The sequence below is a fragment of the Puia sp. genome (assembly GCF_035546395.1).
In the GTDB taxonomy this organism is placed as follows: Bacteria; Bacteroidota; Bacteroidia; order Chitinophagales; family Chitinophagaceae; genus Puia.
On record NZ_DASZXR010000006.1, the window covers coordinates 325,868 to 345,651 of the forward strand.

General features: G+C 56.8%; 9 protein-coding genes. 8 read left to right on the forward strand and 1 reads right to left on the reverse strand.

The genetic code is table 11. The features are described from left to right. Positions 1-15 precede the first annotated feature (15 nt). Genes VHE34_RS07685 through VHE34_RS07695 form a run of 3 tightly spaced genes read left to right on the forward strand, consistent with a single transcriptional unit; the run spans position 16 to position 3,094 of the window. Positions 16-750, forward strand: a complete 735-nt coding sequence (locus VHE34_RS07685) for a TolC family protein (RefSeq protein WP_325586373.1) — start codon at positions 16-18, stop codon at positions 748-750. Positions 751-791: 41 nt separating this feature from the next. Further along, the gene (locus tag VHE34_RS07690; protein ID WP_325586375.1) at positions 792-1,370 is read left to right on the forward strand and encodes a gluconate 2-dehydrogenase subunit 3 family protein; all 579 of its coding nucleotides are present in this window, start codon (positions 792-794) and stop codon (positions 1,368-1,370) included. A gap of 8 nt (positions 1,371-1,378) precedes the next feature. Beyond that, positions 1,379-3,094, forward strand: a complete 1,716-nt coding sequence (locus tag VHE34_RS07695; RefSeq protein ID WP_325586377.1) for a GMC family oxidoreductase — start codon at positions 1,379-1,381, stop codon at positions 3,092-3,094. On the opposite strand, the gene VHE34_RS07700 is transcribed toward VHE34_RS07695, so the two are convergent. Further along, positions 3,089-4,519 (reverse strand): O-antigen ligase family protein, encoded by a 1,431-nt coding sequence (locus VHE34_RS07700; RefSeq protein WP_325586379.1) that lies wholly within the window; start codon positions 4,517-4,519, stop codon positions 3,089-3,091. The genes VHE34_RS07695 and VHE34_RS07700 overlap by 6 nt on opposite strands. A gap of 408 nt (positions 4,520-4,927) precedes the next feature. Here VHE34_RS07700 and VHE34_RS07705 point away from each other — a divergent pair, with 408 nt between their 5' ends. From VHE34_RS07705 to VHE34_RS07725, 5 genes are all read left to right on the forward strand, one after another. Further along, positions 4,928-6,613 (forward strand): hypothetical protein, encoded by a 1,686-nt coding sequence (locus VHE34_RS07705; protein WP_325586381.1) that lies wholly within the window; start codon positions 4,928-4,930, stop codon positions 6,611-6,613. Further along, positions 6,610-7,959, forward strand: a complete 1,350-nt coding sequence (locus VHE34_RS07710) for a flippase (protein WP_325586383.1) — start codon at positions 6,610-6,612, stop codon at positions 7,957-7,959. Before VHE34_RS07705 ends, VHE34_RS07710 begins: the two co-directional genes overlap by 4 nt. A gap of 33 nt (positions 7,960-7,992) precedes the next feature. Then, positions 7,993-8,847, forward strand: a complete 855-nt coding sequence (locus tag VHE34_RS07715; RefSeq protein WP_325586385.1) for a cupin-like domain-containing protein — start codon at positions 7,993-7,995, stop codon at positions 8,845-8,847. Between the two features lie 129 nt (positions 8,848-8,976). Further along, positions 8,977-15,657 carry a polyketide synthase gene (locus tag VHE34_RS07720; RefSeq protein ID WP_325586389.1) on the forward strand — a complete coding sequence of 2,227 codons (6,681 nt, stop codon included), beginning with the start codon at positions 8,977-8,979 and terminating at the stop codon, positions 15,655-15,657. Between the two features lie 39 nt (positions 15,658-15,696). Beyond that, on the forward strand, positions 15,697-19,761 hold the full coding sequence (locus tag VHE34_RS07725; RefSeq protein WP_325586391.1) for an amino acid adenylation domain-containing protein: 4,065 nt from the start codon (positions 15,697-15,699) through the stop codon (positions 19,759-19,761). Positions 19,762-19,784 lie beyond the last annotated feature (23 nt).

The following is a 19,784-nucleotide window of genomic DNA, read 5'->3' on the forward strand; positions in this document are numbered from 1 at the left end:
TAAACTCCAGTTCAAATGACCAGACATATGGATCTTTTCGTGAAACGCGGCCTTCCCTACCTCTTTCTGATGATGTTCTCTCTCGCAGCCGGGGCGCAAAACCAACCACGCTCCGCCGCCGTTCGTCCCTCACCACCACTCAACGATTCAGCTTTCCAGGAACGGCTCGTCCAACTGGCCATCGGCGGCCCTCAGTACGACGCCTCGTCCCACCAGGTGCGCATCGCCGAATATAAAGTGAGAGCGGCAAAACAATCCTGGTTCAATCTCCTCACCCTCTCCCTCAACTACAACGACCTGGAATTTTCAAAGAACAACAACGTCGTCAACTCCCAGAATACCTATATCTATCCGAAGTATTTCTTCGGACTCGTCATCCCGATCGGCACCATCATCTCAAAAGGCTCCGAAATAAAGTCCGCAAGGGAAGACGTGAGGATAGCCCAGGACAACCAGGCTCTCCTCGCCCGCCAGATACGGGCCGACGTTCTCAGCAAATACGCCACCTATAAGAATTACAGGGAACTCGCCGTTATCGAGAACCAGATAATGGACGACCTCTCCGCAGGCTTTACCCAAATAGAAAAGAAATTCAGGGACGGTATTATCACCATCGAAGCCTTCAGCTCCGCATCCCACAGTTACAACGAAGAAAAAGCAAAGATCCTCTCCCTCCAGCTCCAGGCCGAAATAACCAAACTCGATCTGGAAAGGCTCATCGGTGTAAAACTGGAATCCGTTCCCCACTGACCGGCAGTCACGGGCAAACACCAACCTTCAATCTAGTGCAAATGAACAGAAGAAGAGCGATCGGCCGCATCATCCTTGCTACCCTCGGCGGTGGCCTTGCCTTCTCAGGTTATGAATGGTACCGCTACGAAGGCCCGCCGGACTATGCTTTCGCCGACCGGCACGACGACCTGATCACAGCCCTGGCCGACGCCATCATCCCCCATACCGCCGACTCCCCCGGAGCCCTGGAAGCGGGAGTCACCCCCTTTATCCTGAAAATGGTCAGGGAATGCATGACAAGACCGACAGCCAATAACTTCATCAGAGGCCTGAAGGATATCGACGACTGGTGCATCCAAAAGTACAATAACCCATTCCAACATTGCCGTGACAATGAGAAATCCGCCGCCCTGGCCCATTTCGAAGAAAAAGACCGGCTCCTGAAAGGCATCGGCGGCAAGATCCAGCGAAAATTGCTCGGCGACCCCTTCTTCCTATCCATAAAGAGATGCACGGCAATCGCCTATTGCACCTCCGAAACAGGAGCAACAAAAGGCCTGGCCTATGTCCTGGTCCCCGGCTCCTACCACGGCTGTATACCCTTTTCACCCGGCCAGAAGGCCTGGGCAACTTTTTAAGATCAACCATGGGCGATCCCAAACAAGAAGATAATAACAAGCAGGCAAACTCAAACACCTTCGATGCGATCGTGGTAGGCACCGGTATAAGCGGCGGCTGGGCCGCAAAGGAACTCTGTGAAAAAGGACTCAGGACCCTCGTCCTGGAAAGAGGCCGGCAGGTAGAACACATAAAAGACTATACAACCGCCTTCATGCGGCCCTGGGACTTTCCCAACCACCTGCAACCCACCCGAAAACAATTGGAGGACGACCCGGTCCAGGGCACCAGCTACGATGAAGGCAACAAACAATTCTTCGTCTCCGACAAGGAGCACCCCTATATCCAGGACAATCCATTTCTCTGGATTCGCGGCTACCAGGTCGGCGGCCGCTCCCTTACCTGGGGAAGACAATGCTATCGGCTCAGCGACCTGGATTTCGAAGCCAACGCAAAAGAAGGCATCGCCGTCGACTGGCCCATCCGCTATGCCGACATAGCCCCCTGGTATGACTACGTCGAAGACTTTATCGGCGTCAGCGGACGCGCCGAAGGACTCCCCCAACTCCCCGATGGCCAATTCCTCCCCCCAATGGAAATGAATTGCATCGAGAACTTCTTCGCTCAAAACGTCCACCAACACTACCCCGGCCGCGTAGTCACCATCGCACGCGTGGCCAACCTCTCACAAGGCTGGAAAGGAAGAGGCCCCTGCCAATACCGCAATCTGTGCAGCCGCGGCTGTCCGTTCAGCGGATACTTCAGCAGCAACGCCGCAACCCTCCCGGCGGCGGCACTCACCGGCAACATGACCCTTCTCCCCGACTCCATCGTAACCGAAGTCCTCTACGACCCGGCAAAACGCAGAGCTACCGGTGTCCGCGTCGTTAACCGCATCACCGGAAAGATGACGGAATATTTCGCCCGCATCATCTTCCTCAACGCCTCGACGGTCGCCACCGCAGCCATCCTCCTTAACTCAAAACCCGCAGACTTTCCCGACGGACTCGGAAACTCCAGCGGGCAGCTCGGCCACAACCTCATGGACCACTTCATCGGCCCAAGCGCCCAGGGCGACTACGAAGGAATGAAAGACCAATACTTCTCCGGCAGACGGCCGGCCGGCATCTACATCCCAAGATTCCGAAACCTCGATCCGGCCAAACCCCGCAAAGACTTCCTCCGCGGATACGGCCTGCAGGGAATGGGCATGCGCATCCGCTGGACCGACCTGATGATGACCACCCCAGGGTCAGGCACCGGATTCAAAGAAAAACTGCTCCAGCCCGGCCCCTGGTCGATCTGGCTCGGCGCCTGGGCAGAAACCCTGCCCTACTACGAGAACAAGATCACCCTTGACAAACACAAGGTCGATGCCTGGGGACAACCCATCGTCCGCATCAGCTTCAACTATCACGATAACGAAAAGCAAATGGCAAAGGACGTCCTGGTCACGACCCAGGAAATGCTGCAAACTGCCGGTTTCTCCAATATCCGCACCTACGAAGGCCTCCGCCCTCCCGGCGCAGCCGTCCACGAAATGGGCACCGCCCGAATGGGACGCGACCCCAAAACCTCCGTCCTGAACTCCTGGAACCAACTTCACGACGCCCACAACGTCTTCGTCACAGACGGTAGCTGCATGACCTCCTCCGGCAGCCAGAACCCATCCCTGACCTATATGGCCCTGACGGCAAGAGCCTGCAACTACGCCGTCTCCGAACTTAAAAAAGGAAATCTATGACGCCTCCTGCCGGTCGAACACCGGGAGCCGCATCATCAACGCCATCAATGGAAAGATAATGGCATCGTTCGACATCTGACCGATCACATCCTGTGCCAGCAATGCAACCATGAACGGCACCAGCCCCGCCAATGTCGCAATGTACAACCACCGCGCCTCCTGACTCCGCGCCCGGAAAAAACCATGAATACCCGTCCGCAAAATGATGAAATTCCACACGCAGATCATCAACAACCCGATCCAACCGATCTCCAACGCGAATTTCAAATACCCGTCGTCCGTTTGAAATCCCGCCAGATAATGGCCGGGATTCGTCAATTTCCCATAGTCATTCGTCGTCCCGATCCCCCCGCCGAACGGATGACTGTGGATATACGGCTGAATAAAATGCCTGCTCAATTCCCGCACATTGTACGAAGCATCCTTGGCGCCCTGGAAAGACGTACGGAACCGGTTCAGGGTCGAACTGGAATAGATCGGCAGATTCAACGCCACCAACAACAAACCCGCCATCGTCAGCCCAAAAATCCAGGTCACCCGCTTATCCGCATTCAATAACATATACATGAACAGCCCCACAAGCAAAATGACATTCGCCGTCCGGGTGCCCGAATAGAACATCCCCAGCATCATGACCACACACCCCACGATCAACAGCCACCTCTTCCACTTCGCCCGCTGGTGCATGGCCACAATGATATACAAAGCCACCATCGCCGCCATCACGATCCCAAACGTGGTCGGATCGGCCAGCGTCGAGAACTTCCGGAAATCGCCCATGACGAACAACAGCCCGAATCGGGTCTTATCGGCATTGACCCAGTTCAACTCGAAGGGAAACAGCCCATGCCATTGCTGGATGCAACCATAGAAGCCAACCAGCACGCATAACACAAACAGGACTTTAAGGAATTGCCTTATCCGTTGCGGCGTATCGAACGCACAATAACAGATGAACAACAACCCGATCTCTTCCAATGATTTCCGCAGTTGCTGCAACCAGCCGGCCCGGGAGATCGGCAGCGGATTGGCCCCCTGCAGTATCAAATACCCGAACAGGACCATCCACATCACCACGATCGGCGTACCAAAGAACTCCCGGCCCGCCTCCTGAACCCTCGTCTTCTGAACCAACAACCCGGCAAAAGTGATCAGCAACACGATATCCAACGGGATACCGGCCTGAAAATGCCCCCCCGTAAGCAATACCGCCAAACCACTGTTAAACAGCGCATAGGCAGTAAGGATATAGACCCCGGTCTCTACCTTCGCAAAACAGAGAAAAGCCAGCAGCAACGAGATCACCGCACCGACGATCCCAAGCCCGACCACGAGATAATGGGCCGTAACATAGCCGAACCAAAGCGCAAAAAGGACGAAGAAACCCCACATCGCCCTTTGCTGAAATACCTTCCGCAACCACATATCTTGCTAAAAGAAAAGGATTTTTAGAAAAAAATATAAACAGATAACTCCCGCGACGGCAATAGCCAATCGCTCGTGCAACGAGGATTTTGCATCATTCATTCCACCAAGATACCGATTTTCCCCAATCCCGGCAAGAGCTCATGGACAATCTCCTGAAACTCAAAAATCTGACTGACAAGGGAAAAACAACGCTCGAAAATTTCCGGCTTTGCCGTTTTTTGCCTACCTTAGAGCCATCTTAGAATCCAGTCAAATCCTTTGGATTCCAGCGCCGGTATGCGCAACAGTAATTGACTCTTTTCAGCCCGCCTGAACAATTCTACCGGAAACCAACACCATTTTGTGTAAGACCCACAATAACCAATCTCCGGTGATCAGCCGCCCCATTGCATCCAAATTGGTAAAATGGATAGAATCAAACCTCGGCAATCATATTCCCGGACAGGCTTCGTCCTGGTCTTCCTTTTGATGCTCCTGCTGGCCTTCTCCCGGGGAGTCACGACCACACGTGACCTTCACTGGGCCGCTGATGCCGACTTTGACCGCGATATCTCCTACGTACAGGGAACCCTCGACGGCCACTTCGGAGACGATCCAAGCTATGCCGGCGAATACCTCTGGTACAACCCACTGCTCTTCTCCGTGGAAACCCTTCTCGTAAAGGCCACCGGCCTGCCCATAAACGACGTCGTAACCCGCGCCGGAGCCTACCTCAACCTCCTGGGACCGGCAGCCTTCTTCACCATGGCCGCCCTGCTCCTCGGCTTCGAGATCGCGCTCGCATCCACGCTGGCCTTCCTCTTCCTGTCATCCGGCAACATCCCCGGCTGGGGCGCCGCAACCTATTCTCCCTGGCTCTACCCCGTCTGCTTCGCGCAATGGATGTTCTACATCGGTATCCTCCTTTGCTACAAAGCATTTTCAACCGGGAAACTTTCCTGGTTCGCCGCACTGGGCGCCATCACCGGAACCCTGTTCCTCGGACACGCCGCCCCCACCGTCATCCTGGTCCTGCTCATCGCCATCCTCCAGGCCGGCAATATCCTCGACGCCCTTCGGAAAAAAGAAGGCCGCCTCGCCACCCGCCACATCACCCACAGCCTGATCACCGCCGCAACTTTCCTTATCACCAGCCTCCCCCTCACCTGGTACGTGGTGGGAAAATACCATCTCCATTCCATTAATCGCGAAACCTTCGAATACACCGAAGGCATCTTTATCCCAAAGAACCTCCCCGCCATGATCAGGGCCAACCTCTCCGTCGCCCTCCTCATCTCAATCATCGGATTCGCCTGGTTCTGGAAAAACACCGTCGATACCCTTCTCCGAAAGATCCTTCTCGGCTGGATAGGACTGGCACTCTTCCTTTACTGCTATTCCACCCTCGTCGCCCAACTCGACTGGAAATACCATATTCACCTGCCCGGAACAGTCCCCTCCTTCCACTACTTCTTCTATCTGAAAGCAGCCCAATCCGTCTTCTTCGGATTCGGGTTCATCTACCTGTTCCGCCTCGCCATGCGCCGCCTGGCACCCTCCGCCTCCCCGGCAACATCGGCCATCACCCTGGGCTCAATCGTCATCGCGTGCTGCATCGCCTACTACCCCTTCTACCGCGACCGCGATGACTTCACCGCCCTCCGCAAAGCCGCCCTGTACAAAGAACAGCAAAAAGATAAGGTCGACGCCTACAACTACATCGTCAGCCACGTCCCCGCCGAAGGTGTCATCCTCTGCCCCGCAGACTCATCCTCACTCTTCCCGGTAATGGCCACAGGCAGAAAAATGGTCTCCACGGCATTCACGTTCTCAAACCCGTATGTAGACTTCATCCGCAGGGAATCCGACCGCCTAAATATGGTCCATTACCTCTGCACCGGCGAACCGGCCTCGGCACGCGCAACCTTTCAACAGTACAAGGTACACTACGCCCTCGTCCCGAACAACCTGACCGGCGACGCCCCACTCAGGGTCCCCGCCAGAAAACTTCACAGCAACGACACCTATACGCTATACAGCCTGAATATCGATACCACCTACTCCGCAGACAGGATTGCACCCCCGCGGAGCAAAGACAAAACAAAACTATGAACGTTCAGAACAAACACTACTGGCTTAAAGCAGGCTCCTTCAACCTCGTCCTAAATATCCAGAACCTGGTATTCGGATTCGGCGGATTCTATCTGCTCGTACGCATGCTCACCAAACACGAATTCGGCATCTGGAGCCTGTTCGTCGCAACAACAACGGTCCTCGAAACCGCCCGCAGCGGCCTCATCCAAAACGCACTCATAAAATTCCTGGCCGCCTCACCGGCCGAAGAACACCCCGATATCCTCTCCTCCTCCTTTCTGATCAGCGCCGCCCTGCTGGTCATCTGCCTGGCGCTGAACATCTGCCTCGCCGGCTTCCTTGCCCACCTCTGGCACTACGAAGGTCTGACCTCCATGTTCTACATCTACAGCATCGTCTATCTGCTGGCCGGCCTCATGCTACAATTCCAATGGATCGAACAGGCTTACCTCGGCTTCAAAGGCGTCCTCATAACCACCTCTATCCGCCAGGCAGGCTTCTTCATCTACGTCCTAGCCTGCTTCCTGCTCCACATCCATACCACGCTCGTTTCCCTGATCTACGCCCAGGGCGTCAGCGCGCTGCTGGCCGCCATCGTTCAATACTTCTTCGTCAACCACCAACTCACATTCGCCCGCCGCATCCACTGGGACTGGTGCAAACGCCTCTTCGGCTACGGCAAATACGCCTTCGGCACCAACTTCAGCTCCATGCTCACCGGCACCCTTAACCAGATACTCGTCGGCACATTCCTCTCCCCCGATGCCGCAGGCTCCTTCAACGTAGCCCTCCGGATCACTAATCTCGCCGACATCCCCGCTAATGCGATCAGCACCATCGTCTTTCCGCAAAGCGCCCGCCGCTTCGAACAACAAGGAGGCGAAGCCGCAAAATACCTTTACGAAAAGTCCGTCGGCGTTATCCTCGCAATGCTTGTACCTTCCCTCCTGGCACTCTACATCAGCGCCTACTTCGTCGTCGACATCATCGCCGGCCGCACCTACGAAGACACCGTCCCCCTTATCCAGGTGACCATCATCACCTGCCTTCTCAACCCCTTCAACCGCATGTTCGGGATAATCCTCGACTCGGTGGGAAAACCCAGGATCAATTTCACCATCACTACCCTCTTCATGCTCACAAGCCTTACCCTCACCTACATATTCGTACGACAATACAGCATCATGGGCGCAGCTTACGCCATCCTGGTTTCGGATATCATCTTCTTTATCGTCATGCAATCCATCCTCAAAAGCCAATTCCAGGTCAATTTCCTCCATTCCTTCATATATGGAGCCAGGATATATCCGGAACTCTATCATACCTATGTCAAAGCCCTGATCCGACCTGCGGGCCGTTCATAACAACACTCATAAAACCCCAAAAAACCAACGCATATGGATATTCAAAAAGTAGACAAGATCAGTTACCGGGACTTCATGGAGAACTTCTATAAGCCTGGCATACCCGTCGTATTCAAAGAAGCAACAAAGGCCTGGCAGGCAAGCACCGTGTTCACCCCCGATTGGTTCCGCAAGAACCTCGGCGAAAAGACCATCGAAAAGAACGGCCGCACCTATACCATGCGCGAAGTTCTCGACCTCGTCGAAACAAGCACCGAAGCTAACCCGGCCCCATACCCGTTCATCTTCGACATCCCGACCAACCTCCACGAACTCATACCCTATATCCAACCCACCGACCTCGGTTATGCCAAACCGAACTGGCTACAGAGCAAATGGTTCTCCCAGGGGTACTGGGGCAGCGCCCTCGAAGTCTTCATCGGCGGACCCGGCGGCAAATTCCCGTACCTCCACATCGACTTCTACCACCTTAACGCCTGGATCAACCAACTCTATGGCCGCAAACAATTCACCGTCTTCCCCAAGGGACAGGACGAATACCTCTACCCCCGCCCCGATGACCCCTGGCGCTCGGCCCTGAATATATTCGAACCGGACTACGAGAAATTCCCCCTCTATCGCAAAGCGACACCTATCCACTTCACCGTGGAAGCCGGAGAGACACTTTTCATCCCCGCCGGAACCTGGCACTCCGCCTATTCGCTCGAACCCACCATCTCCGTCGCATTCGACCAACTGAACGCCAAGAACTTCAGCGCCTTCCTGAAAGACGTCTGGCAATTCAAGATGCGCGAAGGCAAACTGAAAGCGATCGGCCAGTACAGTTACGCATGGATGGCAGGTCAGTTGTGCAGGATAAATTCCCGACCAAAGTTAAAAAATGCTTGATTATCAATATTATATAAAAATTTTCACCCAAGAAGGGCAATTTGGTATTTTTCCATCCCAGTTGATCTAAATCATAGATCAATAAGGGATAAAATTGTATTTTGTCGCCATTCCCCTAACCGGAATCCCATGAATATGAGCAGCTACGATCGATTGACTCCAAACAACATTTCGATTCCAACCGTACATTCGCTTTTCGAACAAGGCTGTCGCAAAGTTCCGGAAGCAACGGCCGTCCAATTCGGCGATGGCAGTATTACCTACACCCAACTGGATAACTTATCCCGCGCCCTGGCGGAGGCGATCCTCGCTCAGGCCCCCAACGACCCCATAGTCGCCATCAGCACCACCCGCAACATCGGAATGGTCATAGGAGTGCTCGCCATCCTTCGCTCCGGAAAAGCCTACCTCCCACTCGACCCGGCTTACCCCCAGGAAAGGCTACAGCAGATCTGCACCGATTCGCAGATCACCCTCGCCCTCTGCAGCCGCGAAGAATTCCCGCTCTTCACCCAATTTGGCCTCAAAACGCTCGATACCGCGGAAAACTATCCCACCCCCTCCGGGATTCAACCGCCCACCCCGCCCTCCCTCGCCTATGTTCTCTATACATCGGGCTCAACCGGCACCCCGAAAGGCGTTTGCATGGGCCACGGTCCGCTCGTCAACCTCCTCCTGTGGCAGCAAAAGAACTCCACGGCAACCGCAGGCACCCGCACCCTCCAGTTCGCCCCCCTGAGCTTCGACGTTTCCTTCCAGGAAATATTCGCGACACTCGCCACCGGCGGCACCCTCATACTGATACAGGATGAACTGAGACTCGACCCGAAACGCCTCCTTCACTTTATCCAGGACAACCGGGTCAACCGCATCTTCCTGCCCTTCGTGGCACTGCAATTCCTCACAGAATCCGCCGATGCCGAAAACTTCTTCCCCTCCAGCCTCACCGAAGTGATGACCGCCGGAGAACAACTGAAGGTAACCCCACAGGTCAGACGCTTTTTCAGCGCACTGCCCGGTTGCGTCCTGCTCAACCAGTACGGACCAACGGAATGCCACGTCGTAACCGAACTCCGACTGGAAGGCGACCCAGCCGCCTGGCCCGCCCTCCCCTCCATCGGAATACCTATCGACAACACCTCGATCCTCATCATCGACGAACAGGGTAAGCTCCTGCCCGGCGGAGAAACAGGGGAACTATGCATAACCGGTAGCTGCCTCGCCGAAGGATACCTCCGCCGCCCCGAACTCACCGCGGAGAAATTCGCCACCTGGGCCCATCCCACAAACGGACCCATCCGAATCTATAAGACCGGCGACCTCGCCCGCTTCCTCCCTGACGGAAACATCGACTACCTCGGCCGCAGGGACGACCAGGTCAAGATCCGCGGCTACCGCATCGAACTCGGCGAGATCGAAGTCCTCCTCAACGAACAACCAGGGATCCTCCAGGCCGTGGTCGTCGCCCGCGAAGACGTCCCCGGTCAGAAAAAACTGGTGGCCTATCTGGTGTCCGCCGACGGAAATAAAGACCTCCGGTCGATCCGTAAAGCCGTCAGCGACCACCTGCCCGACTATATGATGCCCTCCGCATTCGTATGGATGGGCTCCTTCCCGAAGACCACCAGCGGAAAAGTCGATAAGAAAGCCCTGCCAAAACCGGAAAACAAAAGACCCGACCTGGCGATCCCATACGCTAAGCCCACATCCCCCGCCGAACAACAACTGGCGGGACTCTGGGCCTCCCTACTGCAGATCGACCGCGTTGGCCGTAACGACAACTTCTTTGAACTCGGCGGCAACTCGCTGCTCGCCCTCAAAACCGTGGCAAACGTCCAAACCCGCTTCTCCTGGAACCTGCCAATTACCCGGATCTATCAATTCCCGACCATCGCCGGCATTTGCCAATGGCTGGAAGGAGGAAGATCGACACACGGGCAAAACACCACAACCAAACCACGCAAAACCTCAAACACCGACAACGACATAGCCGTCATCGGCCTCGCAGGCCGCTTCCCGGGCGCCGCCGACATCACCGAACTCTGGACCGTACTGAAAGAAGGCAGGGAAACAACCGCTTTCTTCAGCCCCGACGAACTGCACCCCTCCATACCCCCCGAAGAAAAAAACGACCCCTCCTATGTCTGCGCCCGCGGCATCCTCGACGACGCCGCCGCCTTCGACGCAGCATACTTCGGAATATCCCCGCGCCTGGCCGAACTGATGGACCCCCAACAACGCATTTTCCTGGAGACCGCCGTGGCCGCCCTCGAGAACGGCGGGTATGGCCCGGGAACCTACAACGGCTCCATCGGCGTCTTCGCAGGCAGCGGCAATAACAGCTATTACCTCAACAACGTCCTCCAACGAAAAGACCTCGTGGATAAAGCCGGCTCGTTCCACGTGATGACCTATAACGAAAAAGATTACGTCGCCTCCCGTACCTCCTTTGTCCTGAACCTCACCGGCCCGGCCGTTAGCGTTCACTCCGGATGCTCCACCTCGCTCCTCGCCGTAGCCCAGGCCGTACAAAGCCTCCGGGACGGACAATGCGACATGGCGCTGGCCGGCGGCGTCGCAGTTACCGCACCTATCAAAAGCGGCCACATCTACCACGAAGGCGCCATGCTCAGCAAAGACGGCCACTGCCGTCCCTTCGATTCGCAAGCCCAGGGTACCGTCTTCTCCGACGGAGCAGGGGCGGTCCTCCTTAAAACAAAAGAGGCTGCCATCAGGGACGGCGATACCATCTATGCGATCATCAAAGGCATCGGGGTAAATAATGACGGCGGGACCAAAGGAAGCTTCACCGCCCCCAGCGCAGAAGGCCAGGCCGACGCGATCCGCAAAGCGATCGATGACGCCGCCATCGCCCCCACCGACATATCCTACATCGAAGCCCACGGCACCGCAACCCCCCTCGGCGATCCTATCGAGATCGAAGGCCTTACCATGGCCTTCGGCCCGACCCCGATAAATCAATACTGCGCCATCGGCTCGGTCAAAAGCAACTTCGGTCACCTCACCGCCGCAGCCGGAATTGCCGGAATGATAAAGACCATCCTTTCTCTCCGCCATAAACAGATCCCCCCCTCCATCAACTTCGAACACCCAAACCCCAATATCGACTTTAACAACAGTCCCTTCTTCGTAAATAGCCACCTCCGGGATTGGACCCCCGCCGGCCAACGGATAGCAGGGGTCAGCTCCTTCGGCGTCGGCGGAACAAACGTCCATCTCATCCTCGAAGAATGGGACCAACAACCGAATCCCGGCTCCAAAAGCCGGCCCGCGCAACTCATCGCCTGGTCAGCCCAAACCGCCAAATCGCTCGACGCGTACGGACACGACCTGTCCCATTGGCTGGATGCCAACCCATCCATCGACCTCGCCGACCTCGCCTATACCCTCGACACCACAAGGGCAGCCGCAAAACACCGGGGATTCATCATAGCAGCCGATACCGCGGAACTAAAAGAAAAACTACGATCCACCGGATATTCCCCCCATCACCTGCTGGAAACACCGACCGACCTGGTCTTCATGTTTCCCGGCCAGGGCTCCCAATACACCGCGATGGGCGCCGAACTCTATCAACACGAGCCGGTATTCCGGGAAACCATAGACGAATGCGCTGAACTGCTCGAACCTATGCTGGAGGCGGATATTCGCACCATCCTCTACCCGGCCAACCCCTCCACAGGCTCCGACGCCATCATTAACAATACCTTCTATACCCAGCCCGCCCTCTTCGCCGTGGAACTGGCGCTGGCCAAACTTTGGATCAGCTGGGGAATCACACCGTCGGCCTTCATCGGCCACAGCATCGGCGAATTCGTCGCCGCACACCTGGCAGGGGTCTTCGACCTCCGCGACGCCCTTCTCCTGGTCGCCAGCCGGGGACGCCTCATGGCAGACCTTCCCACCGGCGACATGATCGCCGTTCAGGCAACCCACGAAACCATCATCCCGCTCCTCCCGCCCGATGTCGCCATCGCCGCAGTCAACAGCCCCGGTTCCTGCGTCGTATCGGGACCGGCACCACACATCCTGGAACTCACAAGACTGCTCGAAAACCGCGAGATATCCGTACGCCCGCTCTACACAAGCCACGCCTTCCACTCCCCCATGATGGACCCCATCATAGAACCCTTCGGGACCATCGTCCACTCGATAAAACTGAACATCCCACGCATCCCGATCGCCTCTACCGTCGGCTCCGGCTGGCTGTCCGACACCCAGGCAACCGACCCCGCGTACTGGATCAACCATATCCGCGCCACGGTAAAATTCTCCGACGGCCTCCGATTCCTCATCGATAACGGTTATCGCCTCATGCTGGAAGTCGGCCCAAGAGCAGTAACGACCAGCTTCGCCCGGCGCCAACTCGCAGCCCCACCGGTCCTCTCGATCGCAAGCCTGCACCCACAGGAATATGGCTCCGACTACCGCTCCATGCTCAACGCCCTCGGCCAACTCTGGCTCAACGGCTTCCAACCGGACTGGAAAGCCTTTTTCGCCAACGAAGAACGCCGGAAAATGGCCATCCCAACCTACGCTTTCGAACCAACCCGCTACTGGGTCGACCCGATTTCGGCCCCAGTGGCGACAAACCCCATACAAACACCGGCAGCCTCCGCATCGCCGGAAAACCAATTGACAGTTACTCAAACCCTTACAACACCTATGCGTAAACAACTTCTCGCCGACAAAATTCGCAACATACTCGAAGATGCCTCCGGGATCGACCTGACGACAGCCACCCCAGGCATGAGCTTCATCGAAATGGGTATGGACTCCCTGCTCCTGACACAGGTATCCCTCCACCTGAAAAAAGAATTCGGCCTGCCGATCACCTTCCGCCAGCTAAATGAGGAATATGGCACTCTCGAACAACTGGCCGCCTTCCTCGACGCCAATCTGCCCGCGGACAAATACGCTCCGGCACCACAAGCGGCCCAAACCACACCCCTGGCCCCCCAAACGGCCGGCCCACAACCACATTACCCGGCCCAACCGGCGCTCGCCGTCAACTACCCCCTCTATACGGCCCCTCCCTCCGGCAATGACAACCTGCTGGGCCTCATCGCCCGCCAGATCCAACTGCTCGGTCAGCAGCTTTCCCTCCTCCAGGGCGATCCCGGCGCCATGCCCCCTCCGGCCATACCGGCACAGACAACCGCAGTACATGCCGCCGCAGCCCCAGCACCCCGCCCCGCAGCGACGCCTGCACAGGACAACGGCCTCACAAAAGAAGAGATCGTCGAACTCAAGAAACCCTTCGGCGCCTCCGCCCGCATCGAAAAACACGCAACCACGCTGTCAACCACCCAACAAACCTTCCTCAGCGACCTCATTGCCCGGTACAACAAAAAGACCGCCGGCAGCAAAGCCTACACCGCCGAACATCGACCCCACATGGCCGACCCACGCGTCGTGTCTGGCTTCCGCCCCCTTACCAAAGAGATCGTCTACTCCCTCGTCGTCAACCGGTCAAAAGGCTCCCGCCTCTGGGATATCGACGGCAATGAATACATCGATGCACTCAATGGCTTCGGCTCCAATATGCTTGGATACCAACCCGATATCATTAAAAAGGCGGTCTGGGAACAAATGGAGAACGGTTATGAACTGGGGCCCCAACACGAACTCGCAGGACCGGTCTGCCAACTCATCTGCGAATTCACCAACTTCGACCGGGCAGCCCTCTGCAACACCGGATCGGAAGCCGTCCTCGGCGCAATGCGCATCGCCCGCACCGTCACCGGCCGCTCCACGATCGTCGCCTTCTCCGGCTCCTACCACGGAATCGTCGACGAAGTCATCGTCCGCGGCACCAAGAAATTGAAATCCTTCCCCGCCGCACCCGGCATCATGCCCGAAGCGGTACAAAATATGCTTATCCTCGATTATGGCACCGATGAAAGCCTTCGCATCATCACCGAAAGGGCCCACGAACTGGCAGCCGTACTCGTCGAACCCGTCCAAAGCCGCAGACCCGAATACCAACCGATAGAATTCCTTAAGAAAGTACGCGAGATCACCGCCGCCTCCGGCGCCGCCCTGATCTTCGACGAAGTGATCACCGGCTTCCGCATGCACCCCGGCGGCGCTCAAGCCCTCTTCGGCATCCAGGCCGATCTCGGGACATACGGAAAAGTGGTCGCCGGAGGCATGCCCATCGGCGTCATCGCCGGCAAACGCACCTTCATGGATGCACTCGACGGCGGCGCCTGGAACTACGGAGACAATTCCACCCCTGAAGCCGGCGTGACCTACTTCGCCGGCACCTTCGTCCGACACCCCCTCGCCCTCGCCGCCTCAAAAGCCTCCCTCGAATACATGAAGGCAAAAGGCCCCGCCCTCCAGGAAAACCTTACCCAAAAAGCGGCCCGCCTCGCCGACGGCATCAACGCGGTCTGCCAACACCTGGGCCTGGCCTGCTACGCCGCCCAATTCGGCTCACTTTGGAAACTGAAATGGAAAGAAGAGATCCCATATTCGGAACTTATCTTTACCTTGATGCGTGAAAAAGGCATTCATATCTGGGACGGATTCCCCTGCTTCATCACCGAAGCACACACCGATCAGGAAATTGATACAATAGTCGAAAAATTCACGGAAAGCGTAACCGAACTGGTAGCGGCAGGATTCCTCCCCTCGGCCACCCGGTCAAAAGGCATCGTCGGCAAAACCATCGAAGAAATACCACCCCGAAAAGGAGCCCGCATAGGCAGAGACCCCCAAGGCAACCCCGCATGGTTCATTGCCGACCCGGACCGCCCCGGAAAATATCTTCAACTAAACTGACAATCCCACCTACTCCTAACCGATAACTGTTTAACGACCATGAACAAGACCCCCGATACGATCGCCGTTGACTTTGACCCGTTTCAGGGTCCCGAAATAGTCAGGCTGGCCCCGGCAATCGAGCCGCAACTCGAACTCTGGGTCGCTTGCGCCCTCGGCGGCGAAGATGCCAACCGCGCCTATAATGAATCGGTCTCGCTCCGCCTGTCCGGTACATTCCTGCCCGATGCCTTCCAAAAAGCCCTGACAGCCCTCATCACCCGGCACGAAGGCCTCCGCTCGGTTTTCAGCGCCGACGGCGCCAGGATCTGTGTCTTCAAAGACTGGAAACCACAATTCTACTTCGAAGATATCTCCGGTAAAACAGCCACCGACCGGGAAACCTTCATCAGGGACTTCGCCCGCCAGGACGCCAACACGGCCTTCGATATCCTCAACGGCCCCTTGTTCCGCACCGCCCTCTTCAAGATCGCCGCCAACGAACACTACCTCACCCTCACCGGCCATCACCTCGTCTGCGACGGCTGGTCCCTCGGCATCCTCATGCAGGACCTCGGCAAACTTTACTCGGCCTTTGCCACCGGTGCCAGCCCCAACCTGCCGGCCCCGGTACAACTGAGCCAGTTCGCCGTTCAACAATGGGAATTCTCACAAACCGAAGAATATCGCGAAATAGAAGATTACTGGCTCCGCCAATACAACCAACAGGTCCCCATTCTCGACCTGCCCACCGACTTCCCAAGACCCGCCAACAGAACCTATAAAAGCCGGCGCGACGACTACCCCCTTGACACCGCCCTCATCGCCGCCGTTAAAAAAACCGGCGCCTCGGCCGGCTGCAGCCTCGTTATCACCCTGCTGGCCGCCTTCGAGATCGTCATCCACCGGTTCACCGGCCAGGAAGATATCGTCCTCGGCCTGCCCGCCGCCGGCCAATCCGCCACCGGAAACCATTCCCTCATCGGCCATTGTGTCAACCTGCTGCCTCTCAGAAGCCGCCCAACCGGAGACCAAACATTCACAAACTACCTCCGGACCAGAAAACCAGCCGTCCTCGACGATCTCGATCACCAACTGGTCACCTTCGGAAGCCTCCTGAAAAAACTAAACATCCCGCGCGACCCCTCACGCATCCCCTTCGTCCCGGTCGCCTTCAATATCGACATGGGAATGGACAACGGCGTCCGCTTCGAAGGATTGCAACACCAACTCATTTACAACCCCAGGGCCTTCGAAAATTTTGAAATATTCCTAAACGCCAGCGGCTCGGAATCGTCCTTCGTTCTGGAATGGTCTTACAACACCCAACTCTTCAAACCGGAAACCATCGCCGCCCTCATGGAGGCCTATACGACAGTGCTGAAAACCCTCGTGGAAAACCCAGCCTGCCGGATCATGGACTTCCCCATCCTTCCACAACCGACCGTCCTGCTCGCCGGACCGGAGACCGACTATGATAAAGAAAGCACCGTAACCGACCTCTTTGCCGCCCAGGCCCGGAAAACACCCTCGTCCACCGCCCTCATCTTCGAGGACCAGCAATACACCTATCGGCAACTGGACGACCTCTCCTCCCGCCTGGCTCATTTTCTGCGCACCAGGGGCGTCGGACCGGAAACCATGGTACCACTCTGCATCCGGCGCTCCCCGGGACTCATCGTCTCCATCCTCGCCATTCTTAAAGCCGGCGGCGCCTACGTGCCGATCGACCCGGAATACCCCCTTGAACGCATCCGCTTCATGCTGGAAGATATCAATGCGGAATTCCTCCTCGCCGACCGCACCTCCGCTGCAAAACTCCCCGAAGGCACCGGCTGCGAACTCCTCCTCTACGAAGACCTCCTGAACCGCTGCCAGGGCAACCCCACCCAGTCCCCAAACCCGGGCACCAACCCGTCTTCCCTGGCATATGTGATCTATACTTCCGGATCCACCGGCCGGCCCAAAGGAGCAATGATCATTCACAGGAATATCACCAGCCTGGTGAGAGGCTCCGATTACGTCACCTTCGACGGCACCGAAGTCATCCTCTCCACAGGCTCACCCTCCTTCGACGCCACCACCTTCGAATACTGGGGCACACTCCTCAACGGAGGTATCCTCGTCCTCCCCTCGGAACAGACCCTCCTCGATACCAACCTGCTCAAGCAGACCATCAGATCCCGCAATATCTCCATGATGTGGATCACGTCCAGCTTGCTCAATCAATGGATCAACCTCGATATCACGATACTCCAGGGCCTCGGGACCGTCCTGGCCGGCGGCGAAAAACTGTCCGAAAAACATATCGGCCTGCTTAGAAGAACCTACCCCCGCATGGTCATCATCAATGGTTACGGCCCAACAGAGAACACTACTTTCTCGCTCACCTATACCATGACGTCCGGCGAAATTCCCGTCCCCATTCCCATCGGACGCCCCCTCAGCAACCGCAGCGCCTATATACTCAATACCCACGGCAAACTTTGCCGCCCCGGCGAAACCGGGGAATTGTTCGTCGGCGGCGCCGGCGTCGGCCGCGGCTACCTCAAAAGGCCGGAACTCACCGCCGAACGATTCCTCGACGACCCCTTCGAACCTACACCAGGCGCCAGAATGTATCGCACCGGCGACCTCGCCCGCTGGCTACCCGACGGCAACGTGGAATACCTCGGCCGCATCGACGACCAGGTAAAGATTCGCGGCTACCGCATCGAACTGGGCGAAATAGAATCCATTCTCAGCCAATTTGCCGGCGTAAAAGATTGCGTCGTCATCGCACGCGACGATCAAAAAGGCGACAAACGGCTCATCGGCTACATCGTACCCGAAGGCCCCTTCGATAAGACCGCAATCTCCGCCTGGATGAACTCCCAACTTCCTGACTATATGGTCCCACGCCAATGGGTCCACCTTCAATCAATCCCGCTTACCGCCAACGGAAAAGCCGACAAACGCGCCCTGCCGGACCCCGACCTGGGCAACACCACCGCCCAATCCGACAACCAACCACATACCGACCTTCAAAAGACCATTGCCGCGATCTTCGCAGAAGCCCTGCGACGCACCAACATCGGCCTCGACGACGACTTCTTCGAACTGGGCGGCCACTCACTCATCGCGATCCAGGTGATGAAACGCCTGGATGAACAAACCGGCAATCGCCTGCCGATCACCACACTATTCTCGGCGCCAACCGTCCGCAAAGTCGCTCAGCTCCTCGAAAAAGAAGAAGTGGCCGTCAAATGGAATTGCCTCGTTCCGATCAAACCGGAAGGTAACAAACCACCCCTCTATATCGTTCACGGCTCCGGCCTCACCGTCCTCGTATTCAACTCCCTGGCCAAATCCCTGTCGCCAAACCAACCGGTCTATGGCCTGCAGGCCCACGGCCTCAACGGAGAAGACCCCTTCGATTCCATCGAAGACATCGCCGCTCACTATATTGCCGAGATCCTCGAACATAACCCGACAGGCCCCTACAACCTCGCCGGCTATTCCTTCGGCGGCATCGTCGTTTTCGAAATGGCCCGGCAACTCACCGCAATGGGAAAACAGATCAGTACCCTGGCTATTTTCGACACCAACGCCGACAACTCCGATCACCTCGTGACCCGGTCCGTCCGATGGAAGAGGAAGATCATGCGCCAGCTGCCGAAACTTCGCTTCATCGCAAACTCCTTTGTCAAAAGCCCCAGTGCCACCCTCGCGTACCAGACGTACTCCTTCAAGAGTCGCATCAGGGGCATCTTCGAAGCCATAGGATGGGTAAAACCGCTCCCGACAGAAGAAGAACAACTGTCCCCCTATGCCAACCGGATCAACGAGTCCCACTATAGGGCCCTCTACCAATACCGCATGCAACCCTTCAATGGAACCATCGACCTGTTCCGCGTCACTACCCGCCTATATTTCCTGGACGACCCGATCTATCTCGGCTGGAAACCCTACGCCGAAAAAGGGATCCGCATCCACAACATACCCGGCGATCACAAAACCTTTCTGCTCGACCCCAACTACAAAAGCCTGGCTGCCGTCCTGCAACAGACCCTCGATGACCGCGAACTCACCCAGGCTCCGGTTCTCGAAGTTGTTCGCCCCGGCCATGCCCTTAAGATCGTATAAGACGTAAAAGGCCTGCCAGTTCC

What these genes read in the sequence shown, in the direction of transcription:
- VHE34_RS07685 (WP_325586373.1), top strand. Translation starts at nt 16, where the DNA reads ATGACCAGACATATGGATCTTTTCGTGAAACGCGGCCTTCCCTACCTC.
- VHE34_RS07690 (WP_325586375.1), top strand. Translation starts at nt 792, where the DNA reads ATGAACAGAAGAAGAGCGATCGGCCGCATCATCCTTGCTACCCTCGGC.
- VHE34_RS07695 (WP_325586377.1), top strand. Translation starts at nt 1,379, where the DNA reads ATGGGCGATCCCAAACAAGAAGATAATAACAAGCAGGCAAACTCAAAC.
- VHE34_RS07700 (WP_325586379.1), bottom strand. Translation starts at nt 4,519, where the DNA reads ATGTGGTTGCGGAAGGTATTTCAGCAAAGGGCGATGTGGGGTTTCTTC.
- VHE34_RS07705 (WP_325586381.1), top strand. Translation starts at nt 4,928, where the DNA reads ATGGATAGAATCAAACCTCGGCAATCATATTCCCGGACAGGCTTCGTC.
- VHE34_RS07710 (WP_325586383.1), top strand. Translation starts at nt 6,610, where the DNA reads ATGAACGTTCAGAACAAACACTACTGGCTTAAAGCAGGCTCCTTCAAC.
- VHE34_RS07715 (WP_325586385.1), top strand. Translation starts at nt 7,993, where the DNA reads ATGGATATTCAAAAAGTAGACAAGATCAGTTACCGGGACTTCATGGAG.
- VHE34_RS07720 (WP_325586389.1), top strand. Translation starts at nt 8,977, where the DNA reads ATGAATATGAGCAGCTACGATCGATTGACTCCAAACAACATTTCGATT.
- VHE34_RS07725 (WP_325586391.1), top strand. Translation starts at nt 15,697, where the DNA reads ATGAACAAGACCCCCGATACGATCGCCGTTGACTTTGACCCGTTTCAG.